This is a genomic window from Streptomyces sp. W16 (genome assembly GCF_033194735.1).
Taxonomy (GTDB): domain Bacteria; phylum Actinomycetota; class Actinomycetes; order Streptomycetales; family Streptomycetaceae; genus Streptomyces.
Window position 1 is genome coordinate 1 of sequence record NZ_JAWOAI010000066.1, and the last position, 15,365, is coordinate 15,365.

Genomic DNA, 15,365 nt, shown 5'->3' on the forward strand with positions numbered 1-15,365 from the left:
GGCCGCGTTCCACCGGCCGGACGTGGTGGTGCGGGATTTGCGTGAGGTGCGGGTGGAGGCTGCGGGCGGGGAGATTCGGTTGTACGTGGGGTAGGGGGCGGGGCGGGGCGGGGCGGTGGGTCTACGGGTGTTGGCCTACGACTGTTGGCCTACGGGTGTTGCCTGCTGGCGTTGGCCTACCGGTGTTGGGCAACGGGTGTTGGCCTACCGGTGTTGGCCAACGGGTGTTGGGCTGCCGGTGTTGGCCCACGGGTGTTGCCTGTCGGCGTTTGCCAACCAGCGTTTGCCTACCCGTGTTGGCCTGCCGGTGTTGGCCTACGGCCGTAGGCCTACGGCCGTTGGCCCACCAAGGTTGGCCGACGAGTGTTGGCCAACGAGCGTTGCGTCACGGTCGGCGTTCCGCAGGGTCCGTCATGGCTCGGTCGTCTCCGACTCCAGCTTGGCTCGGGTCGCCGCCCCGTACACCCCGAGCGTGTCGGACTGGATGCCGCGGGCCAGCTGGTAGGTGCGTACCGAGGTTTGCACCTGCTTGTCGAAGACGCCGTTGTCCGGGCCGGTGTAGAGGTTCAACTGGGTCAGGCGGAGCTGGAGTTCGGTGACCTCGGGGCCCTCGTCGCCGCGTTGCAGGACCGGTGCGGTGCTGGTGCCGCCCTGGCGGTCGCTGGCGGACGCGCCTGACGCCGTGGCGCTGGTCGTCGGGGTCGGGCTGGAGGCCGCGGACCGTGACGCTGTGGCGGACGGGCTGCTCGTCGTCGACGGTGACGGGTTCGTGCTGAGCGTCGGGGACGGGGACGCCGAGGTCGCCTGTGCGGACGTAGAAGCGCTGGTGGACGGTGTCGCCGGTGCCGTGCTCTTCGACGCGGTGGGGACGCTCGCGCGGACGTCCTTGGGGGCAGCCTCGTCCCGCGACGGCGTCTCGTACGAGAACATGCCGCTCGCGAAACCGGCCGCCGCCACCACCGCCACGACGGCTCCCGCGGCGGCGAGGAGCACGGTACGGCGGCGACGGCGCGGCGGGTCGGAGTCCGTGCCGGCGTCCGTGCCGGTGTCTGCGGCTGTGTACGCGTCCGTGTCGGTGAAGGTGCCGGCGAACGGGTCGGCGAACGGGTCCGAGGGCGGGTCCGAGCGCGGGTCCGAGGGCGGTATCGCGTGCAGCCGCATCGTCTCCTCGACCGCCGGCAGCCGCTGTGTCTCGCCCTCGGGTGCCGGAGGTGCCTGCGCGGGGGTCTGGTCCTGCGCGTTGCCGTTCAGTTCCACGTACGGTCTGATCCGCAGCGGGTCGAAGTCCTCCGCCGCTGCCGCCTCCGCCGTGCGCGCGTCGCGCAGCGCGTCGGACGCCCGTTGGGTGCAGGCGCACGACGGGGAACCGTCGGCTGCCCGGGGCGCCCCGCACTGCGGGCATATATGGCCCTTCGCGTCGTTCACGTGTTCGTCCCTCCCCGTGGAACTCCAGAGGTTATGCGGATGTCCTTCACGCCGTCTCCTCGGACCCCGGGAATGTCGGCTTCCCCACGGACTCAACAGGCCGTAACCGGCCATACCGATCACCATGGATGTGTAACGAGAGCCTCGGGAGGTCTTCATGGCCGGCGATGCGCACGGTATGACAGGGAATGTGCACGACGCGCAGCCACCGGAGAAACCCCCGCGGCGGGGCAGCGCCGCCCAGGAACACGTGTCCGGCAACGTCCTCGTCTCCATCGGGGCGCTGCTCCTCGGGCTGCTGCTCGCCGCCCTCGACCAGACCATCGTGTCGACCGCCCTGCCGACGATCGTCAGTGATCTCGGCGGCCTCGAACACCTCTCGTGGGTCGTCACCGCCTATCTGCTCGCGTCGACCGCCGCGACCCCGCTCTGGGGCAAACTCGGCGACCAGTACGGGCGGAAGAGGCTGTTCCAGATCGCGATCGTCATCTTCCTGATCGGGTCCGCGCTGTGCGGCGCGGCACAGAACATGCCGCAGTTGATCGGCTTCCGGGCTCTCCAGGGCCTGGGCGGCGGCGGGTTGATCGTGCTGTCGATGGCGATCGTCGGCGATGTCGTCTCACCGCGTGAACGCGGGCGCTACCAGGGGCTGTTCGGGGCCGTGTTCGGCGCGACGAGTGTCCTCGGGCCGTTGCTCGGCGGGCTGTTCACCGAGCACCTGAGCTGGCGCTGGGTCTTCTACATCAACCTCCCGGTCGGTGTCGTCGCCCTCGCCGTCATCGCGACCGCCCTGCACATCCCGCGCAAGTCCACCCACCACGTCATCGACTACCTCGGCACCTTCCTCATCGCCGCGGTCGCGACCTGCCTCGTGCTTGTTGCCTCGCTGGGTGGTACGACCTGGGGCTGGGGTTCGCCTCAGATCGTTGGGCTGGCGGTGCTCGGCGTGGTTTTGATCGGGGCGTTCGTGGCGGTGGAGCGGCGGGCCGCCGAACCCGTCCTCCCGCTCAAGCTGTTCCGCGTCCGCACCTTCTCGCTCGCCGCCGTCATCAGCTTCATCGTCGGCTTCGCGATGTTCGGCGCGATGACCTATCTGCCGACCTTCCTCCAGGTCGTGCAGGGCATCTCGCCGACCATGTCCGGCGTCCACATGCTGCCGATGGTGTTCGGCATGCTGATCTCGTCCACCGCCTCCGGCCAGATCGTCAGCCGCACCGGCCGCTGGAAGGTGTTCCCCATCGCGGGCACCGGCGTCACCGCGCTCGGCCTGCTGCTGCTCCACCAGCTCGACGAGAACAGTTCCACCGGTGAGATGAGCGCCTACTTCTTCGTCTTCGGGCTCGGACTCGGCCTGGTCATGCAGGTGTTGGTGCTCATCGTGCAGAACGCCGTCTCCTACCAGGACCTCGGCGTCGCCACCTCCGGCGCGACCTTCTTCCGGTCCATCGGCGCCTCGTTCGGTGTCGCCATCTTCGGCACGGTCTTCGCGAGCAGGCTGGGCGACAAGCTCACGGATGCCCTTCGGGGTACCTCGTTGCCGGCCGGCGTCACACCGGACGGCCTGGAGTCCGACCCGCGCGGCATCTCCCAACTGCCGGTCGCGGTACGGCCGGAGGCCCTGCACGCGTATGCGTCATCGATTACCGACGTCTTCCTCTACGCCGCCCCCGTCGCCCTCGCAGGTTTCGTCCTGGCGTGGTTCCTCAAGGAGGACAAACTGCGCGGCTCGGTCACGGCACCCGACCTCACCGAGACCCTTGCCAGCAATCCGGTTCAGCGGTCTTCGTACGACGAGGTGTGTCGCGCGCTGTCCGTGCTCGGCACCCGGGAAGGCCGCCGCGAGATCTACAAGACCATCACCGCGAAAGCGGGCTACGACCTTCAGCCGGCGGCCAGTTGGCTGCTGCTGCGCATCAAGCGGGACGGCTGGGCGGAACCCGGTGTGCTCGCCGAACGCAGCTCCGTGCCACTGCCCGTCATCCTCGCCGCCGTCCGCCAGATCGAGGGGCGGCAGCTGGCGGTGCGGGAAGGGCTGGACCTGCAACTGACCGACCAGGGGCGGGAGATGGCCGAACGGCTGGCACAGGCCCGCGAGGAGTCCCTTGCGGAGGCTCTGGGCGACTGGTGGGGACCGGACCGGCCGACGGATCTGATCCAACTGGTGAAGGAGCTCAACGGCGAGTTGTGCGGGTCTGATCGGGAGCAGCCGCACAACGGGATGGTGACCAAGGTCAGTTGAGGTTCTTGTGGGGCGTTCTGGCGGTGTTGGGTAGGCGCCGGACAGCTGGGCGGTGTTGGGTAGGCGCCGTCGCGCGCACCTCCTTTGGTTCGGTCGCCTTCGGGGCGCCTTAAGCCGGTGTCGAGAGCCCCACCGTGCTCAGCCCTTCGGGCCTCCGCGCGCTGGGGCTCTCGACACCGGCGCGCCCCTACGGCGCCCTCTCGGCCGACGCGTGGGGACAGTGAGAGTTGGTGGGCTCTCGCCGTTGGTTGAGCAGGGCTTTGCGGAACCAGTGTTCCGCGTACGGGTCGTCGTTGTGGCGCTCGGTCTCCTTGTAGCCGAGGCGGGTGTAGAGGGTGCGGGCCTCCACCAGGTCGTGTCGGGTGTCGAGGATCATTGTTGTGGCGCCCAGCTCGCGGGCGGACTCTTCCGCGGCCGTCACCAGCTTTGCGGCGCCGCCCCGGCCGCGCATCCCCTCGTAGAGGAAGACCCTCTTCAGTTCGGCGGTCGTCGCGTCGAGGAGGCGTACGCCCGCGCTGCCGGCCGGTTCGCCGTCGTACCGGGCGACCAGCAACTGGCCGCCGGGCGGGGTGAGTTCGGCGCCGGTGACGGCGGCGATCTCGCGCTCCAGTTCCGCGGGGTCCGTCCGCCGGTCCTCGTGGAGCAGGTACCAGCGGTCGCTGACCTCCGTGTAGTACGCCCGCCAGAGCGCGGCGGCGACGGGGGAGTCGTAGGGCTCGGGGGCGATGGTCCAGGTCATGGGCGGTATGTCAGCCGACCGGGGCGGGCCTCCGCAACCGGATATGGGGTGTTTCCCCGGTGACGACCTGTCGTGGCCGTCGTTTGAAGGGGGCCTTTGCGGCAACCCGGTACGGGAACCGACCGGCTACGAGAGCCGGTTGGCCAAGAATCCGGAAGGCACTCATGTCCACAGGCGTGATCATCGTTTTGATCGTGATCGTGGTCGGCGTGGTCGCTGCCGCGGCGGCTCTGGCACCGCGTGCCCGGGGCGCGATGGGCGGCTCGGGCCTGAAGCGGCGCTTCGGGCCCGAGTACGACCGGACCGTGGCCCGGCACGACGGCGACACGAAGGCCGCCGAGCGGGAGCTCGGCGAGCGCGTCCAGCAGCACGGTTCGCTGCAGGAGCAGCCGTTGGAGCCCGCGGCCCGTGAGCAGTACCAGGCCCGCTGGGCCGCCGCCCAGGAGCTGTTCGTCGACTCGCCCCGGCAGGCCGTGACCGACGTCGACCAGCTGCTCGGCGAGGTGGCCGGAGCCCGGGGCTTCCCCGGCGTCGAGGAGTACGAGAAGCAGTTCGACGCGCTGTCCGTGCACCACGCGGACCACGTCCACGGTTACCGGCGCGTGCACCGCGTCGTCGACTCGCGGACGAACGGCACGCCGGAGAGCCAGGCCGGTACCGAGGAGATGCGCGAGGCCATGCTCGAAGCCCGCGACCTCTTCGACGACCTGATGAGCACGGACAACGGCGGTCACGGTGCCAGTGCCCGCGGGCGTACCGGACGCCATGCGTTCGGCTCATTCAACAGGCAAGCAGTGAAGGGAAGTTGAGCCGCATGACCGATGTGACACGACCCAACGGCGACACGAGCGACGAGCGCAAGGGCGCGAGTACGGACACCGGCACAGACACCGGCACGGACACCGGCATGGGTACGGGTGCGGGTACCGACCGGCGGGAGGCCACGGCGGTGACCCCGATCCCGCGTCAGACCGACCGGGGGACACCGCGCGAGCGCGACGAGACGGCGGCCCGCGGCGATCAGCAGGCGCAGTCGGCACGGCCCGTGCACGCTCCCGAGCCCCCTCCCGCGCCCGTCGCCGCCGACAAGCGGCACGACCGGCTGGACGCCGGGAACGGCAGCCTGCTGCCGCACGACGAGAGCGACAAGTTCAGTCTGCGGCTGCAGCACGCGGTGACCGGGTTCGTCGACGAGCCCCGCTCCGCCGTCGAGGAGGCCGCCCACGTCCTGGAAGAGGTCGCCGGCCGCCTCACCGAGGCCGTCACCAAGCGCCGTGACACCCTGCACAGCTCCTGGGATTCCAAGGGCTCGGACGACACCGAGCAACTCCGCCTGGCCCTGCGGGAGTACCGCGAACTGACGGAGCGCCTTCTACACATCTGACCCGCCCGCTCCACCTGGTCAGTCCGTTCCGTCTGCTTCAGCCGCTCCGTCTACCGCCCGGCGCTCCCGCCACTCCCGTGCGACCTCTTCCACGTCGTACGGCTTCATGCCCAGCGGGGGGCCGGGCGGCGGCTTGAACATCATGTCGCGGATCTTCACGTTGACTTCGGTGATGATCCGCCGTGCGATCCGCTCCGAAGGGGCCGAGTACGCTGCGGCCAGGGCGTCCTCGGCCTCCTTGCGCAGCGCCAGCGTCGGCGGGAGCACGGAGATGCCCTCGCGGGCCATCTTCTGCTTGATCCACCACAGTTCGTCGTACGTCGTGTCGGAACCGGACGGCAACGGCTTCCCCGCGCCCGGGAGTTGGGCGAACTCGCCGGCCTGCTCGGCGTCCCGGATCTGCTTGTCGACCCAGGACTCGAAGGACACACCCGGTGGCTTTCGCTCGGTCATGACTCCATTGTGCCGGACGCGGCGTGGCCGGGGGATTTATCATGCGGCGGCTGTGTAAGGACACCTCAAGGGGGAAGCGCACGTGCTCGAACTCACCATGGCCTCGGTCTCCGGGACGGACGAGGGCGCCACGGCCGGCATGCTGATGGCCGAGGCGCCCAGCGACCCGGGCGCGGTGCTGCGGGTGGGCCGCGACGAGTCGGTGTGCCGGCTGGTGACACCGGACGACTGGCTGTTCATCTCACGGGTTCATCTGGAGTTCCTGTGCGGACCCGAGGGCATCTGGCAGGTGAGCTGGCTGCGCGGCTCCCAGCCCGACCCGTCCTCCGAAGTACGGCTGATCGTCGGGGAGTACGCCCAGACCGTGCCCTACGGCGGCAGCGTCCCGTTGCCCCGTGGCGGCAGCGGCGAGATCGTCATCAAGGACCGCACGGGGCCGCGCAGCGTCAACGTCGGCTTCTATCACGAGAGTTGAGAGGCCTCGGCGAAGAGCCCCTAGGCAAGTACCCGGGCCAGCGCGAAACCGTCGTAGCCCTTCCTGCCCACCGTCTGGATCGCCGTGCCCGACAGGCGCGGGTGGGAGCCGATCAGTTCGATCGCGGCGCGCGTGCCCCGGACGTCCGGGGACGTGTTCGCCGGGTCGGCGACCCGGCCGCCGCGCACCACGTTGTCGACGATGATCAGGCTGCCGGGGCGGGTGAGCTTGAGGGCCCACTCCACGTAGTGCGGGTTGTTGACCTTGTCGGCGTCGATGAAGACGAGGTCGAAGGGGGCCTGGTTCTCGTCGGCCAGCAGGGGCAGCGACTCCAGGGCCGGGCCCACCCGTACCTCGACGACCTTGTCGAGGCCCGCGCGGGCGAGGTTGCGGGTGGCGACCTCGGCGTGCTCCGGGCTGTACTCCAGGGTGATCACGCGGCCGTCGGCGGGCAGCGCGCGGGCCAGCCAGATCGTGCTGTAGCCGCCGAGGGTGCCGATCTCCAGGACGCGGGTGGCGCCCTGGATCAGGGCCAGGAGATGAAGCAGCTTGCCTTCGGCGGCGGACACCGCGATCTCTGGGAGTCCGGCGGTCTCGCTGTCGCGCAGCGCCGCCGCCAGCACCTCGTCCTCCGGGGCGAGGTGGCCGATGAAGTAGTCGTCGACGTCGTCCCACTGCTGCGACTCGCTCATGTGCCGGTGCCTTTCGTGAATCCGGTGAGAACTGATGATCCCGTGAGAACTGTTGCGAACCCGTTCGTGTGCAATCACTCACTGTACGGATACGCGGTTATTTGCTGTGCCCAGGCAACCCGGGGCCGACTATCGTCATCCGGACAAAAGGAGGGCGGACGTCAGGTGAAGAGGGGGTTGCCTGCGTCCCTCCCGCAGGGGGTGCGAACCTCATAGGGTTCGCAGAGAGAACAGCCGCGCGTGTGACGCGTGGGACGAGCGGGGCGGGAGGCCTACGAGGCGTGGCGAACGTGGAGCACAGCGGGCGACCGGCGGGAGCCGCGGGACCTTTCGGGTCGAGTGCCGCCGGGACGGCCAGGGCGCGGCTGCGCGCGGCGCGCCTGGGCCTGTGGCTGGTCGCCGCGGTCCTCGCCGTACGGCAGGTGGCCGTGGTCCTCGGCACCCCGCAGGGGGAACGGCTGACGGACCTGGAGACCTGGGTCGGGCCGAACGGCGTGCTGCATGTGAAGGGCTCGCTGTACGACTCGACGCAGTTCACCGGCACCCCCTTCGGCGGGCTCGTCCTCAAACCGCTCACCCGGGCGGCCGAGCAGGCCCTCGGCTGGGGCTGGACCTTCGGCACGCTGCTGCTCGTCGTCGCGCTCGGCCTGGTCGTCTCCCGTGCCCTGCCGCAGCCCGTCACCCGCCGTGCCTCGCTGCTCGCCGCGCCCGTCGCGATCAGCCTGCTGATGCTGTCGCTGCCGGTGCGCAACACGCTCTGGCTCGGCCAGACCAGCATCATCCCGGTCCTGCTCGTGCTGCTCGCCTGCTTCACGGTGCGCGGCGAGCGGGCCAGCGGCGTGCTGATCGGTCTCGCCGCCGCGCTCCAGCCGACGGTGCTGCTGTTCGCGCAGCTGCTGTGGTTCACCGACCGGCGCCGGGCCGCCGTGACCTCCGCGCTGACGTTCGCCGCGAGCGCGGTGATCGCCTGGGCGGCGATGCCGCACGACTCGTACACCTACTGGGTGCACCACATGGCCGGCGCGGGCCTCGGCGGCGCGGCCGACGGCCTCGGCAACCAGTCGCTGCACGGCGCGCTGCTGCGGCTCGGGCTCACCGGCCCGCTGGAGATCGGCGTCTTCCTGGCGCTCGGCGCGGCCGTCACGTACCTGGGCCTGCGCCGGGCCGTGCGCTACGCACGCGACGGGCAACTGCTGCTCGCGGTCGCGGTCACTGGCTGTGCGGCGATCGCCGTGTCGCCGACGACCTGGCAGCACCAGCTGCTGTGGGTGCTGCTCGCGGTGGTCGGCCGGGTCGGCAAGCGTGCCTCGGACCGGTATGTGTGGCCGGTGGCGGTGGTCCTCGTCGTCACGCTGCCCGCGAAGATGATGCTGCCGAACATGGCGGCCGTCTACCCGCTGCGTGACAACGTCGTCCTGCTCATGGCGCTCGCCGCGGCGACCGTCGTGCCGTTCCTGCCGCGCACGTCGGAGTACTACCGGCGGCCGATCCCCACGGAGTACGCCGAGCCGGTCCCGGCCCGCTGGAAGCACGTCCCGCTGATCCCGCAGCTGCGCCGCGTGCTGACCCGCCCGAACCTCCTCCTCGAACTCCTCCTCATCCGTGTCACCTACGCCGCCTACCAGCAGGTCCGCCTCGCGGCGACGGGCGGCACCAACGCGGGCGGCCGGGCCACGGCGGAACACCACGGCCGCGAGATCCTCTCGATCGAGCGGTTCCTGCACATCGACATCGAGCACGCGGTCAACCACTGGGTCGTGAAGGTCGACTTCCTCAAGGACTTCTTCAACTTCTACTACGAGTCCTTCCACTTCGTGGTCCCGCTCACGGTCATGGCCGTCCTGTACTGGCGCCGCCCGGTCGACTACCGCTGGGCCCGCTCCGCCCTCGGCTTCGCCACGCTCCTGGCCCTGGTCGGCTTCTGGCTCTACCCCCTGGCCCCGCCGCGCCTCCTGCCGGGCCTCGGCATCATCGACACGGTCCACGGCGTCCAGGACTTCTCCAAGCCGGACTACGGCACCCTCACCGCCCTCACCAACCAGTACGCGGCGATGCCGTCGCTGCACTTCGGCTGGTCCCTGTGGTGCGGCGTCGTCATCTTCGCCCTCGCCCCCAAGTGGTGGATGAAGGCCCTCGGCCTCCTCCACCCCTTCTTCACCGTCTCGGCGATCGTCGCGACCGGCAACCACTGGGTCCTGGACGCGGCCGGCGGCGCGGCGGTCGTCGCCGCGGGCTTCGGCCTGGCGTACCTCTTCCAGGGGCCACGGGCGCGGTCGCTACGGCCGCAACAGGCGGAGATCGGCGCCGAGTTGGAGCCGGCTACGGGTGCGGCCGGGATGCGGAGCTGAGGCGGGGCGGCTGCATGCTGGTCACGTCTCGGGCGGGCGCCATCGCCCCGACGAGAAATCGCTCAGCAGTTGCCGACCGGCGACCGTGAACGGATGGTCGGAACCCAGGCCTTGTACCCGCCTGGCTACGACGTCCGTCATCAGCTCGATGGCGGCGTCCAAGTGGCCACGTGCGGCCTGGGTTCGGGAGAGAAGTTGCTGGGCGGCGAGCGCGATCGGGTACTCGGGACCGAAGCGTCGCCGGTATGCCTCGGTGACCAGCCGTATCTCCTGGTCGGCCTCGTCGAAGCGGCCCAGTAGGTAGAGCGCCCAGGCGTGATTGTGGTGGGCGCCCAAGGTCACCGTGTGGTCGGCACCGAGGTGCCGCAGGCATTCCGAAGGCAGGGAGAGCAGCGTGCCGTCGTCTTCAGCGACGATCTCGGAGGCGGACAGCAGGACCAGCATGCTTGAGCGGGAGCGCAGCGTCAGGGGGTGCGCGGGGCCCAGTGCCCTTCGCCGGTCGGCGATCGTGGTCCGGGCAAGCCGGATGGCCTCGTCTCGTCTCCCGAGATTTCCGAGCACGAGCTGAAGGCCGTAGCCGCTGTCCATGGTGTCAGGGTCGTCGGCCCCGAACAGCCGCTCCTGAGTGGCGCGGACGCGCTTGAGCAGCGGCTCGGCCCCGGTGTATCTGCCCAGCCGGAAGAGCGTTCGGCCGGCCCTGGAGCGGGCGGCCAGTACGAGACGGTGCTCGGCGCCCAGCTGCCGTTCGCCGAGGTCCGCCGCGGCCCGGGCGGTCTCCCAGGCGGACAGGTAGTCTCCCGTGCGGTGCAGTGCGATGGACAGCCGGGTCACCACGGCCAGTGCGTCAGCCGACGTCGACGGGTCGCCGATGCGTCGCAACAGAGCGAGCCCGTGGGGCACCAGTAGCCGGAGCAGCGGGTCGTACGGGCCCGCGTCGGGGATGTCGGGGACGGCCGCGTCGAGCAGGAGGACGGCTGTGGCGTTCAGAACCGGTATCTGTTGCGCGGGGGTCGCCGCCGCGACACTGTCGAGCAGCACCGCGTGGCTCTGTGCGCTCCGCACGCCGACATCGACCAGTTCGGTCAGCGATTGGTCCAGCAGCGCTCTCAGCGCGGTTTCGCAACGAGCGCGGGGCAGGACACCGCTGATCTCGGGCCGGTTCAGCAGAGACAGCGGCAGTGGCTCGGGGCCGAAGCGAGCCATCAGTCTCAGCAGCGCGGTCGCTTCGGGCAGGCCTTGGGCCTCGAACGCGTCGAGTGTCAATTGCCACGTCAGGCCGACCAGGTGCCGTGGATCCTCCTCCGACAGGGCATCGGCTCCCCGGTCGATGAGCTCGACACGCTCCCCTTCGTCCAGATGGCGCCCGTAGGTCTCCAGCGTCCAGGGATCGAGGACCTGTTGGGAAAGGAAGCCGCCTGCCAGCGTGAGAGCGAGCGGCAAGCGGCCGAGCCGTTCCGCGATCTCCGCCGCATCTTCCTGCGTGCCGCTGTGCGGGGCAAGGTCGCGCAGCACCCGCGCGGCATCCTCGCGCGGCAGTACGCCGATGTGCTGCAGCTCTGCCCCCGGCCACCAGCGGGCGGCCGAGCGGCGTGTGGTCACCACGACCGTGCCGCGTGGACTCGTGCGCAGCCAGTTGCCGTCACGGAGGATCTCAGGTCGGTCGGCGTTGTCGAGTACCAGTAGCCAGGGTTCCGCGGAGCGGTCGAGATACTGCCAGACGAGATCGGCGGCGGGACGGAGTCCGTTGCGGGCGGCCAGCAGTTCACCGTCGCCGGCACCTCGGTCGGCGGCGACGGCGAGCATTCCGGCGCGCAGGCTCGCGCGGTCGGTAGCGCTGACCCACAGCCCCACCCTGCCGCATCCGTCGGTGGCTTGCTGGAAGAACGTGTAGGCGACTGCGGTCTTGCCGCAGCCGCCCATGCCGTACAACACGTAGACCTCGCCACCACGCCCCGCCCGCATACTTTCTCGCAGCCGCTCCAGTACCTCGGTGCGGTCGCGCAGAATGATCGGAGGCCGGCCGACCGCCGGACGGCGCACCGAGTCGGGGCCGTTGGTCGGCGCCGCTTCACCGCCGTAGTGGTGGTGTTCGCTGATGTGCTGGTCACCTGACGCCTGGTAGACACGGCCACGGTCTTCGGCGTGGCCGTCCATCGAGCCTGTCATCGCTCCATGTTGTGCTGATCTCGCCCCGCCTGATAGATCCGGGCCTGGCCGGACGCGCTGGCGTGCTGGGTGATCGCGGGGCCGGTCGCGCCCTGCGGCTCAAGTTCGTCAAGGAGTCTTCGTAGTTCCTCAGCGGCGCCAGGCTGGGCGGCGAGGAGGCGCCGGAACCGCCCCTGCCACTCCAGGTGCAGTTCGCTGAGCGTCTCCTGGTCGTCGGCCTCTCCGGCCGCCAGGGCGTCTTCGCGGGTGGCTTCCAGTTCGGCGGCAACAGCCTCGGTACGGTGCGGCTGCATTCGGCGCCACAGTTGCACGATCCCGTCCCGGGTCCGATGCCAGGCGTCGGTTGCCATCAACGTGACCAGTGTGACTCCCGCGCTCTGTGCGAGCAGGGCCGTCTCCGGGTCCACAGTTCCCCCTGACCGGAATTTACGGATATTCGGAATATGTACACAACGGCATGTATCTGCTGTGTTTTGGTGTCGTGTCGTTGTGTGGCTATTTATCGTCGCACTCTTGAGCCGGAAGGGGCAATAAGGGGCTTGTTGAGCGTTAGAGTGAGGAAAATTTGGCGCAATCGAGGGGGCGATGGTCATGGCCAGACCGTGGGAAGCCGATCCGGCCGCGACATTCAAGCGGCGCCTGGGGAAATCGCCGCAGGAGTTGGGGAATACGACCGACGATCCCGATTGCCCCGACATCTGGGAACTCGACAGCGGGGACATCGCCGTCATCGGCCGGGACCTTACGGAGTCACTTGGCGGGAAACTGCCGAACGGGGTCTCCATCGGAGCCGACGAACGGCTCGTGGTCATCCCGAGGAACATGTTGATTGCGGCGAAACCGGATATCCCGAATGTTTGAATCCTTCCCGCACGGCGTTTCCGAACGCATGGATCGCACCACATACCACGCGGACTTCCGGCGGGTCCACGGGAGCGGAATTCACTACTTGAACAAGCTCGAACGAGGCCAGAACTTCAAAGAACGCGGATTCGCCAGCTGGGAGGCCTTCGCCGCCGGAGAATGGGACCGCGCGTTGTCTCTCGTCCAGGAGAAACGAGATGTCTACGAACGGCAGTTCCGCGAGGCGGCCCGGCTGAATATTCTGCGGCGTCGTCTTCGTGTGGTGGAGTTCCCTGTGACCCCGTACGTGCAATGGGAGCTGTTCGTCCTGCGACTGCGTGTGGAGCTGGGCGACAACATCAAGGTGCTCGACGCCCGCAAGATCTCGGACGTCGAAAAAGACCGCACTGTTCCGGAGGTGGTGATTCTCGGGGGCGTCGCCATGTACGAGGTGCTCTACGACGACGACGGGAACGCGATGGGAGCCAATCGCTTCTCCGATCGATCGCTGATCCGGGAAACGTCGGCCGGGTTTGATGTGTTGTACGAGCGCGGGGATGAATTCAACGAATTCTTCGACAGGGAAATCGCTCCCCTGGCCCCACCCGCAGTCGCCTACTGAGTTGAGAGCCGGCGACTGGCGGCTGTATTCGGAGCTGAACCGGATGCGCCTCGGTCCAGCCTGCGGTCCGCCGGCTTCAGCACGTCTTCTTTCCGGTTTCCACACTGAGGCCCATGACGTTGTGCCAGCGGTACTTCTTGCCGCCGACGTGGTAGTCGGCCGTCACACCGCTCATCCGTACCCGGGAGGTTCCGGTCACGTGGATCGCCACCACGAGATTGTGTGTGGCCTTGGAGGTGGTGGCCTGCGGTGCGAGGGTGGCCCCCGCCGCAGGCCGTCGGTGTTGCCAGCCCGAGCCGACGGAGTCGACGTTGAACTTCGACGGCGGATAGTGGGTGTCGTAGCCGATGGTGCTCGTCGTGGCGGGCACGATGACGGCGTCGGTGAGGTGCAGGCCGTGCGGTTCGGCGAGCCTGACGCGGTCGACGACCACCTTGTTCTTCCCGTAGTTGTGTAGTTCGTCCCCGCCGAACGTCAGCGTGGCACCCGGTTTCGCCGGCAGGCACACGCTGCCCGAGCCGGCGTCGGAGTAGTCCGGCCCGTTGAGCGGGCCGTTCCCGGCCGGGGTGCCGGGTGTCGACGAGCAGCCCGTGCCCAGCGTGACTGCCAGTGCCAGAACACAGGCCCGCCTGAGCAGGACCTGCGGGGCCGCGGTGGTGATCACAGGGTCACGCCAGCATCGAATCCTTGCCCCTGCTTATTACTTGAGCGCCAATTTGCCGTCCCTGAATAAGATCGTGTTCTTGGCTGGTGTGAACACATGTGATTTCAGGGGGAGTTGTGGGGGTTTCGGTGCGTGACTCCGTGCCGCGCAGAGCGACGGGCGTGGCGTTCGCCGCCGTGCTGCTCGGTGGGGGAGCGGTCGGCTGTGGGGACGAGTCCGTGAAGGAGGATTCGGCCATGCTGGCGCCCTCGGCGGCAGTGGCCAAGGCGGCGGAGAAGGCCGAGGACATCACCTCGCTCCACTACCGGGTCAGCGGGACCGTGCCCGAGCGGGGGCGCCTGACGGCCGAGACGTCCATGAAGACGAAACCGGCGGCCATGACCATGGTGATGACCGTGGCGGGCGCGCGTAAGCCCGGCGAGTTGGACATCCGGTTCGTCGGCAAGGCGATCTACCTCGGCGGCAGCGGCGTCGATACGGCGAAGTTGGGCGGCAAGAGCTGGTTCAAGGCCGAGCCGGCCGTGTGGGGGCGTGGCGCGGCGGACAACGAATCCTATGGTGTGCTGCCCCGTTCGATGGAGGTGAGCCCGGTCGTACAGTCCACGTTCCTGGCCGGTTCCAAGGACGTGCGGCGAGTCGGTACCGAGACGGTCGACGGCACCAAGGCCTTGCACTACCGGGGAACGGTCACCAGCCGCGAGCTGCGCGCCGCCCAGAGCGCCGCCAAGGGCGAGGACACCTGGGACGCCCGCACCGAGCGGGTGGACCAGTTCGTGAACCTCGGGGTCGACGGCGCCCTCACCATGGACCTGTGGGTCGACGGCGACGACCACGCCAAGCAGTTCCGGGTACGGGCCAAGACCTATCCCACCCAGAACGACACCGACGGCGGCACGCTCGACCTGACGGTCACCTTCCTCGACATCAACCCGTCCGTGACCGTCAAGACCCCACCCGCCGAGGACACCACCAGCCTCTCGGCCGACCCACAGGATGGCTGAGCAGCCGTGTCGCACACGATCATCACGCTCGCGGGCGCCGACTCGCCGGGTGAGCATCTCCAACTGGCCGCCTTCACGGCAGCGGCGGCGGCCTTCTTCATATGGGTGGGCCGGAAACAACGTCGCACCGGACGCGGCGCGTTCATGCCGGACAGTACGGTCAGGGCGGCCGACCTCCTGATTCCACCGCTGCCGCCGCGCCGCGGCCAACGAGTCGCCGGGTGCGCCTACATCGTCTTCGGCGGCTTCTTCGTCCTGGCGGCAGTGGTCAACACCGGCATGGCGATCTCCGAACTCCTCGCCTGACGGCCCGA

The 15,365-nt window shown here is 69.2% G+C and carries 16 protein-coding genes; 9 read left to right on the forward strand and 7 right to left on the reverse strand.

Annotation, left to right across the window (positions count from 1 at the left end; translation table 11 throughout):
* Positions 1–411: 411 nt before the first annotated feature.
* Complete coding sequence (locus R6V09_RS11760; protein ID WP_317881325.1) at positions 412–1,425, reverse strand: peptidoglycan-binding domain-containing protein; 1,014 nt, start codon at positions 1,423–1,425, stop codon at positions 412–414.
* Between the two features lie 157 nt (positions 1,426–1,582).
* Between R6V09_RS11760 and R6V09_RS11765 the strand changes: the two genes are divergently transcribed.
* Entirely contained in the window at positions 1,583–3,664 is a 2,082-nt protein-coding gene (locus tag R6V09_RS11765; RefSeq protein ID WP_317881326.1) for an MFS transporter, read from the forward strand.
* A gap of 187 nt (positions 3,665–3,851) precedes the next feature.
* Here R6V09_RS11765 and R6V09_RS11770 read toward each other — a convergent pair whose 3' ends face one another.
* Positions 3,852–4,403: a GNAT family N-acetyltransferase gene (locus R6V09_RS11770; RefSeq protein WP_317881327.1), complete on the reverse strand. Its 552-nt coding sequence runs from the start codon at positions 4,401–4,403 to the stop codon at positions 3,852–3,854.
* A 164-nt stretch (positions 4,404–4,567) separates the two neighbouring features.
* Here R6V09_RS11770 and R6V09_RS11775 point away from each other — a divergent pair, with 164 nt between their 5' ends.
* The gene (locus R6V09_RS11775; RefSeq protein ID WP_317881328.1) at positions 4,568–5,212 is read left to right on the forward strand and encodes a hypothetical protein; all 645 of its coding nucleotides are present in this window, start codon (positions 4,568–4,570) and stop codon (positions 5,210–5,212) included.
* A 5-nt stretch (positions 5,213–5,217) separates the two neighbouring features.
* Complete coding sequence (locus R6V09_RS11780) at positions 5,218–5,787, forward strand: hypothetical protein (RefSeq protein ID WP_317881329.1); 570 nt, start codon at positions 5,218–5,220, stop codon at positions 5,785–5,787.
* Positions 5,788–5,805: 18 nt separating this feature from the next.
* Here the strand turns inward: R6V09_RS11780 and R6V09_RS11785 are convergent, their stop codons facing one another.
* Positions 5,806–6,240 carry a J-domain-containing protein gene (locus R6V09_RS11785; RefSeq protein WP_317881330.1) on the reverse strand — a complete coding sequence of 145 codons (435 nt, stop codon included), beginning with the start codon at positions 6,238–6,240 and terminating at the stop codon, positions 5,806–5,808.
* Between the two features lie 82 nt (positions 6,241–6,322).
* Here R6V09_RS11785 and R6V09_RS11790 point away from each other — a divergent pair, with 82 nt between their 5' ends.
* Positions 6,323–6,715: a hypothetical protein gene (locus R6V09_RS11790; protein WP_317881331.1), complete on the forward strand. Its 393-nt coding sequence runs from the start codon at positions 6,323–6,325 to the stop codon at positions 6,713–6,715.
* 20 nt (positions 6,716–6,735) lie between these two features.
* Here the strand turns inward: R6V09_RS11790 and R6V09_RS11795 are convergent, their stop codons facing one another.
* Positions 6,736–7,407, reverse strand: a complete 672-nt coding sequence (locus tag R6V09_RS11795; protein WP_317881332.1) for an O-methyltransferase — start codon at positions 7,405–7,407, stop codon at positions 6,736–6,738.
* Positions 7,408–7,688: 281 nt separating this feature from the next.
* Here R6V09_RS11795 and R6V09_RS11800 point away from each other — a divergent pair, with 281 nt between their 5' ends.
* Complete coding sequence (locus tag R6V09_RS11800; RefSeq protein WP_317881333.1) at positions 7,689–9,755, forward strand: bifunctional glycosyltransferase 87/phosphatase PAP2 family protein; 2,067 nt, start codon at positions 7,689–7,691, stop codon at positions 9,753–9,755.
* Between the two features lie 21 nt (positions 9,756–9,776).
* Here the strand turns inward: R6V09_RS11800 and R6V09_RS11805 are convergent, their stop codons facing one another.
* On the reverse strand, positions 9,777–11,921 hold the full coding sequence (locus R6V09_RS11805) for a tetratricopeptide repeat protein (protein WP_317881334.1): 2,145 nt from the start codon (positions 11,919–11,921) through the stop codon (positions 9,777–9,779).
* Complete coding sequence (locus R6V09_RS11810; RefSeq protein WP_317881335.1) at positions 11,918–12,328, reverse strand: hypothetical protein; 411 nt, start codon at positions 12,326–12,328, stop codon at positions 11,918–11,920. The genes R6V09_RS11805 and R6V09_RS11810 overlap by 4 nt, the downstream gene beginning before the upstream one ends.
* A gap of 184 nt (positions 12,329–12,512) precedes the next feature.
* Between R6V09_RS11810 and R6V09_RS11815 the strand changes: the two genes are divergently transcribed.
* Both R6V09_RS11815 and R6V09_RS11820 read left to right on the forward strand, forming a co-directional pair.
* Complete coding sequence (locus R6V09_RS11815) at positions 12,513–12,782, forward strand: hypothetical protein (protein WP_317881336.1); 270 nt, start codon at positions 12,513–12,515, stop codon at positions 12,780–12,782.
* A complete protein-coding gene (locus tag R6V09_RS11820; RefSeq protein WP_317881337.1) occupies positions 12,775–13,386 on the forward strand; it encodes a DUF6879 family protein in 612 nt (203 codons plus the stop codon). The genes R6V09_RS11815 and R6V09_RS11820 overlap by 8 nt, the downstream gene beginning before the upstream one ends.
* A gap of 76 nt (positions 13,387–13,462) precedes the next feature.
* On the opposite strand, the gene R6V09_RS11825 is transcribed toward R6V09_RS11820, so the two are convergent.
* Positions 13,463–14,050 carry a hypothetical protein gene (locus R6V09_RS11825; protein WP_317881338.1) on the reverse strand — a complete coding sequence of 196 codons (588 nt, stop codon included), beginning with the start codon at positions 14,048–14,050 and terminating at the stop codon, positions 13,463–13,465.
* 128 nt (positions 14,051–14,178) lie between these two features.
* Between R6V09_RS11825 and R6V09_RS11830 the strand changes: the two genes are divergently transcribed.
* Positions 14,179–15,051, forward strand: coding sequence for a hypothetical protein (locus R6V09_RS11830; RefSeq protein WP_317881339.1), 873 nt, complete (start codon positions 14,179–14,181; stop codon positions 15,049–15,051).
* Between the two features lie 6 nt (positions 15,052–15,057).
* A complete protein-coding gene (locus R6V09_RS11835) occupies positions 15,058–15,357 on the forward strand; it encodes a hypothetical protein (protein ID WP_317881340.1) in 300 nt (99 codons plus the stop codon).
* Positions 15,358–15,365: the final 8 nt, after the last annotated feature.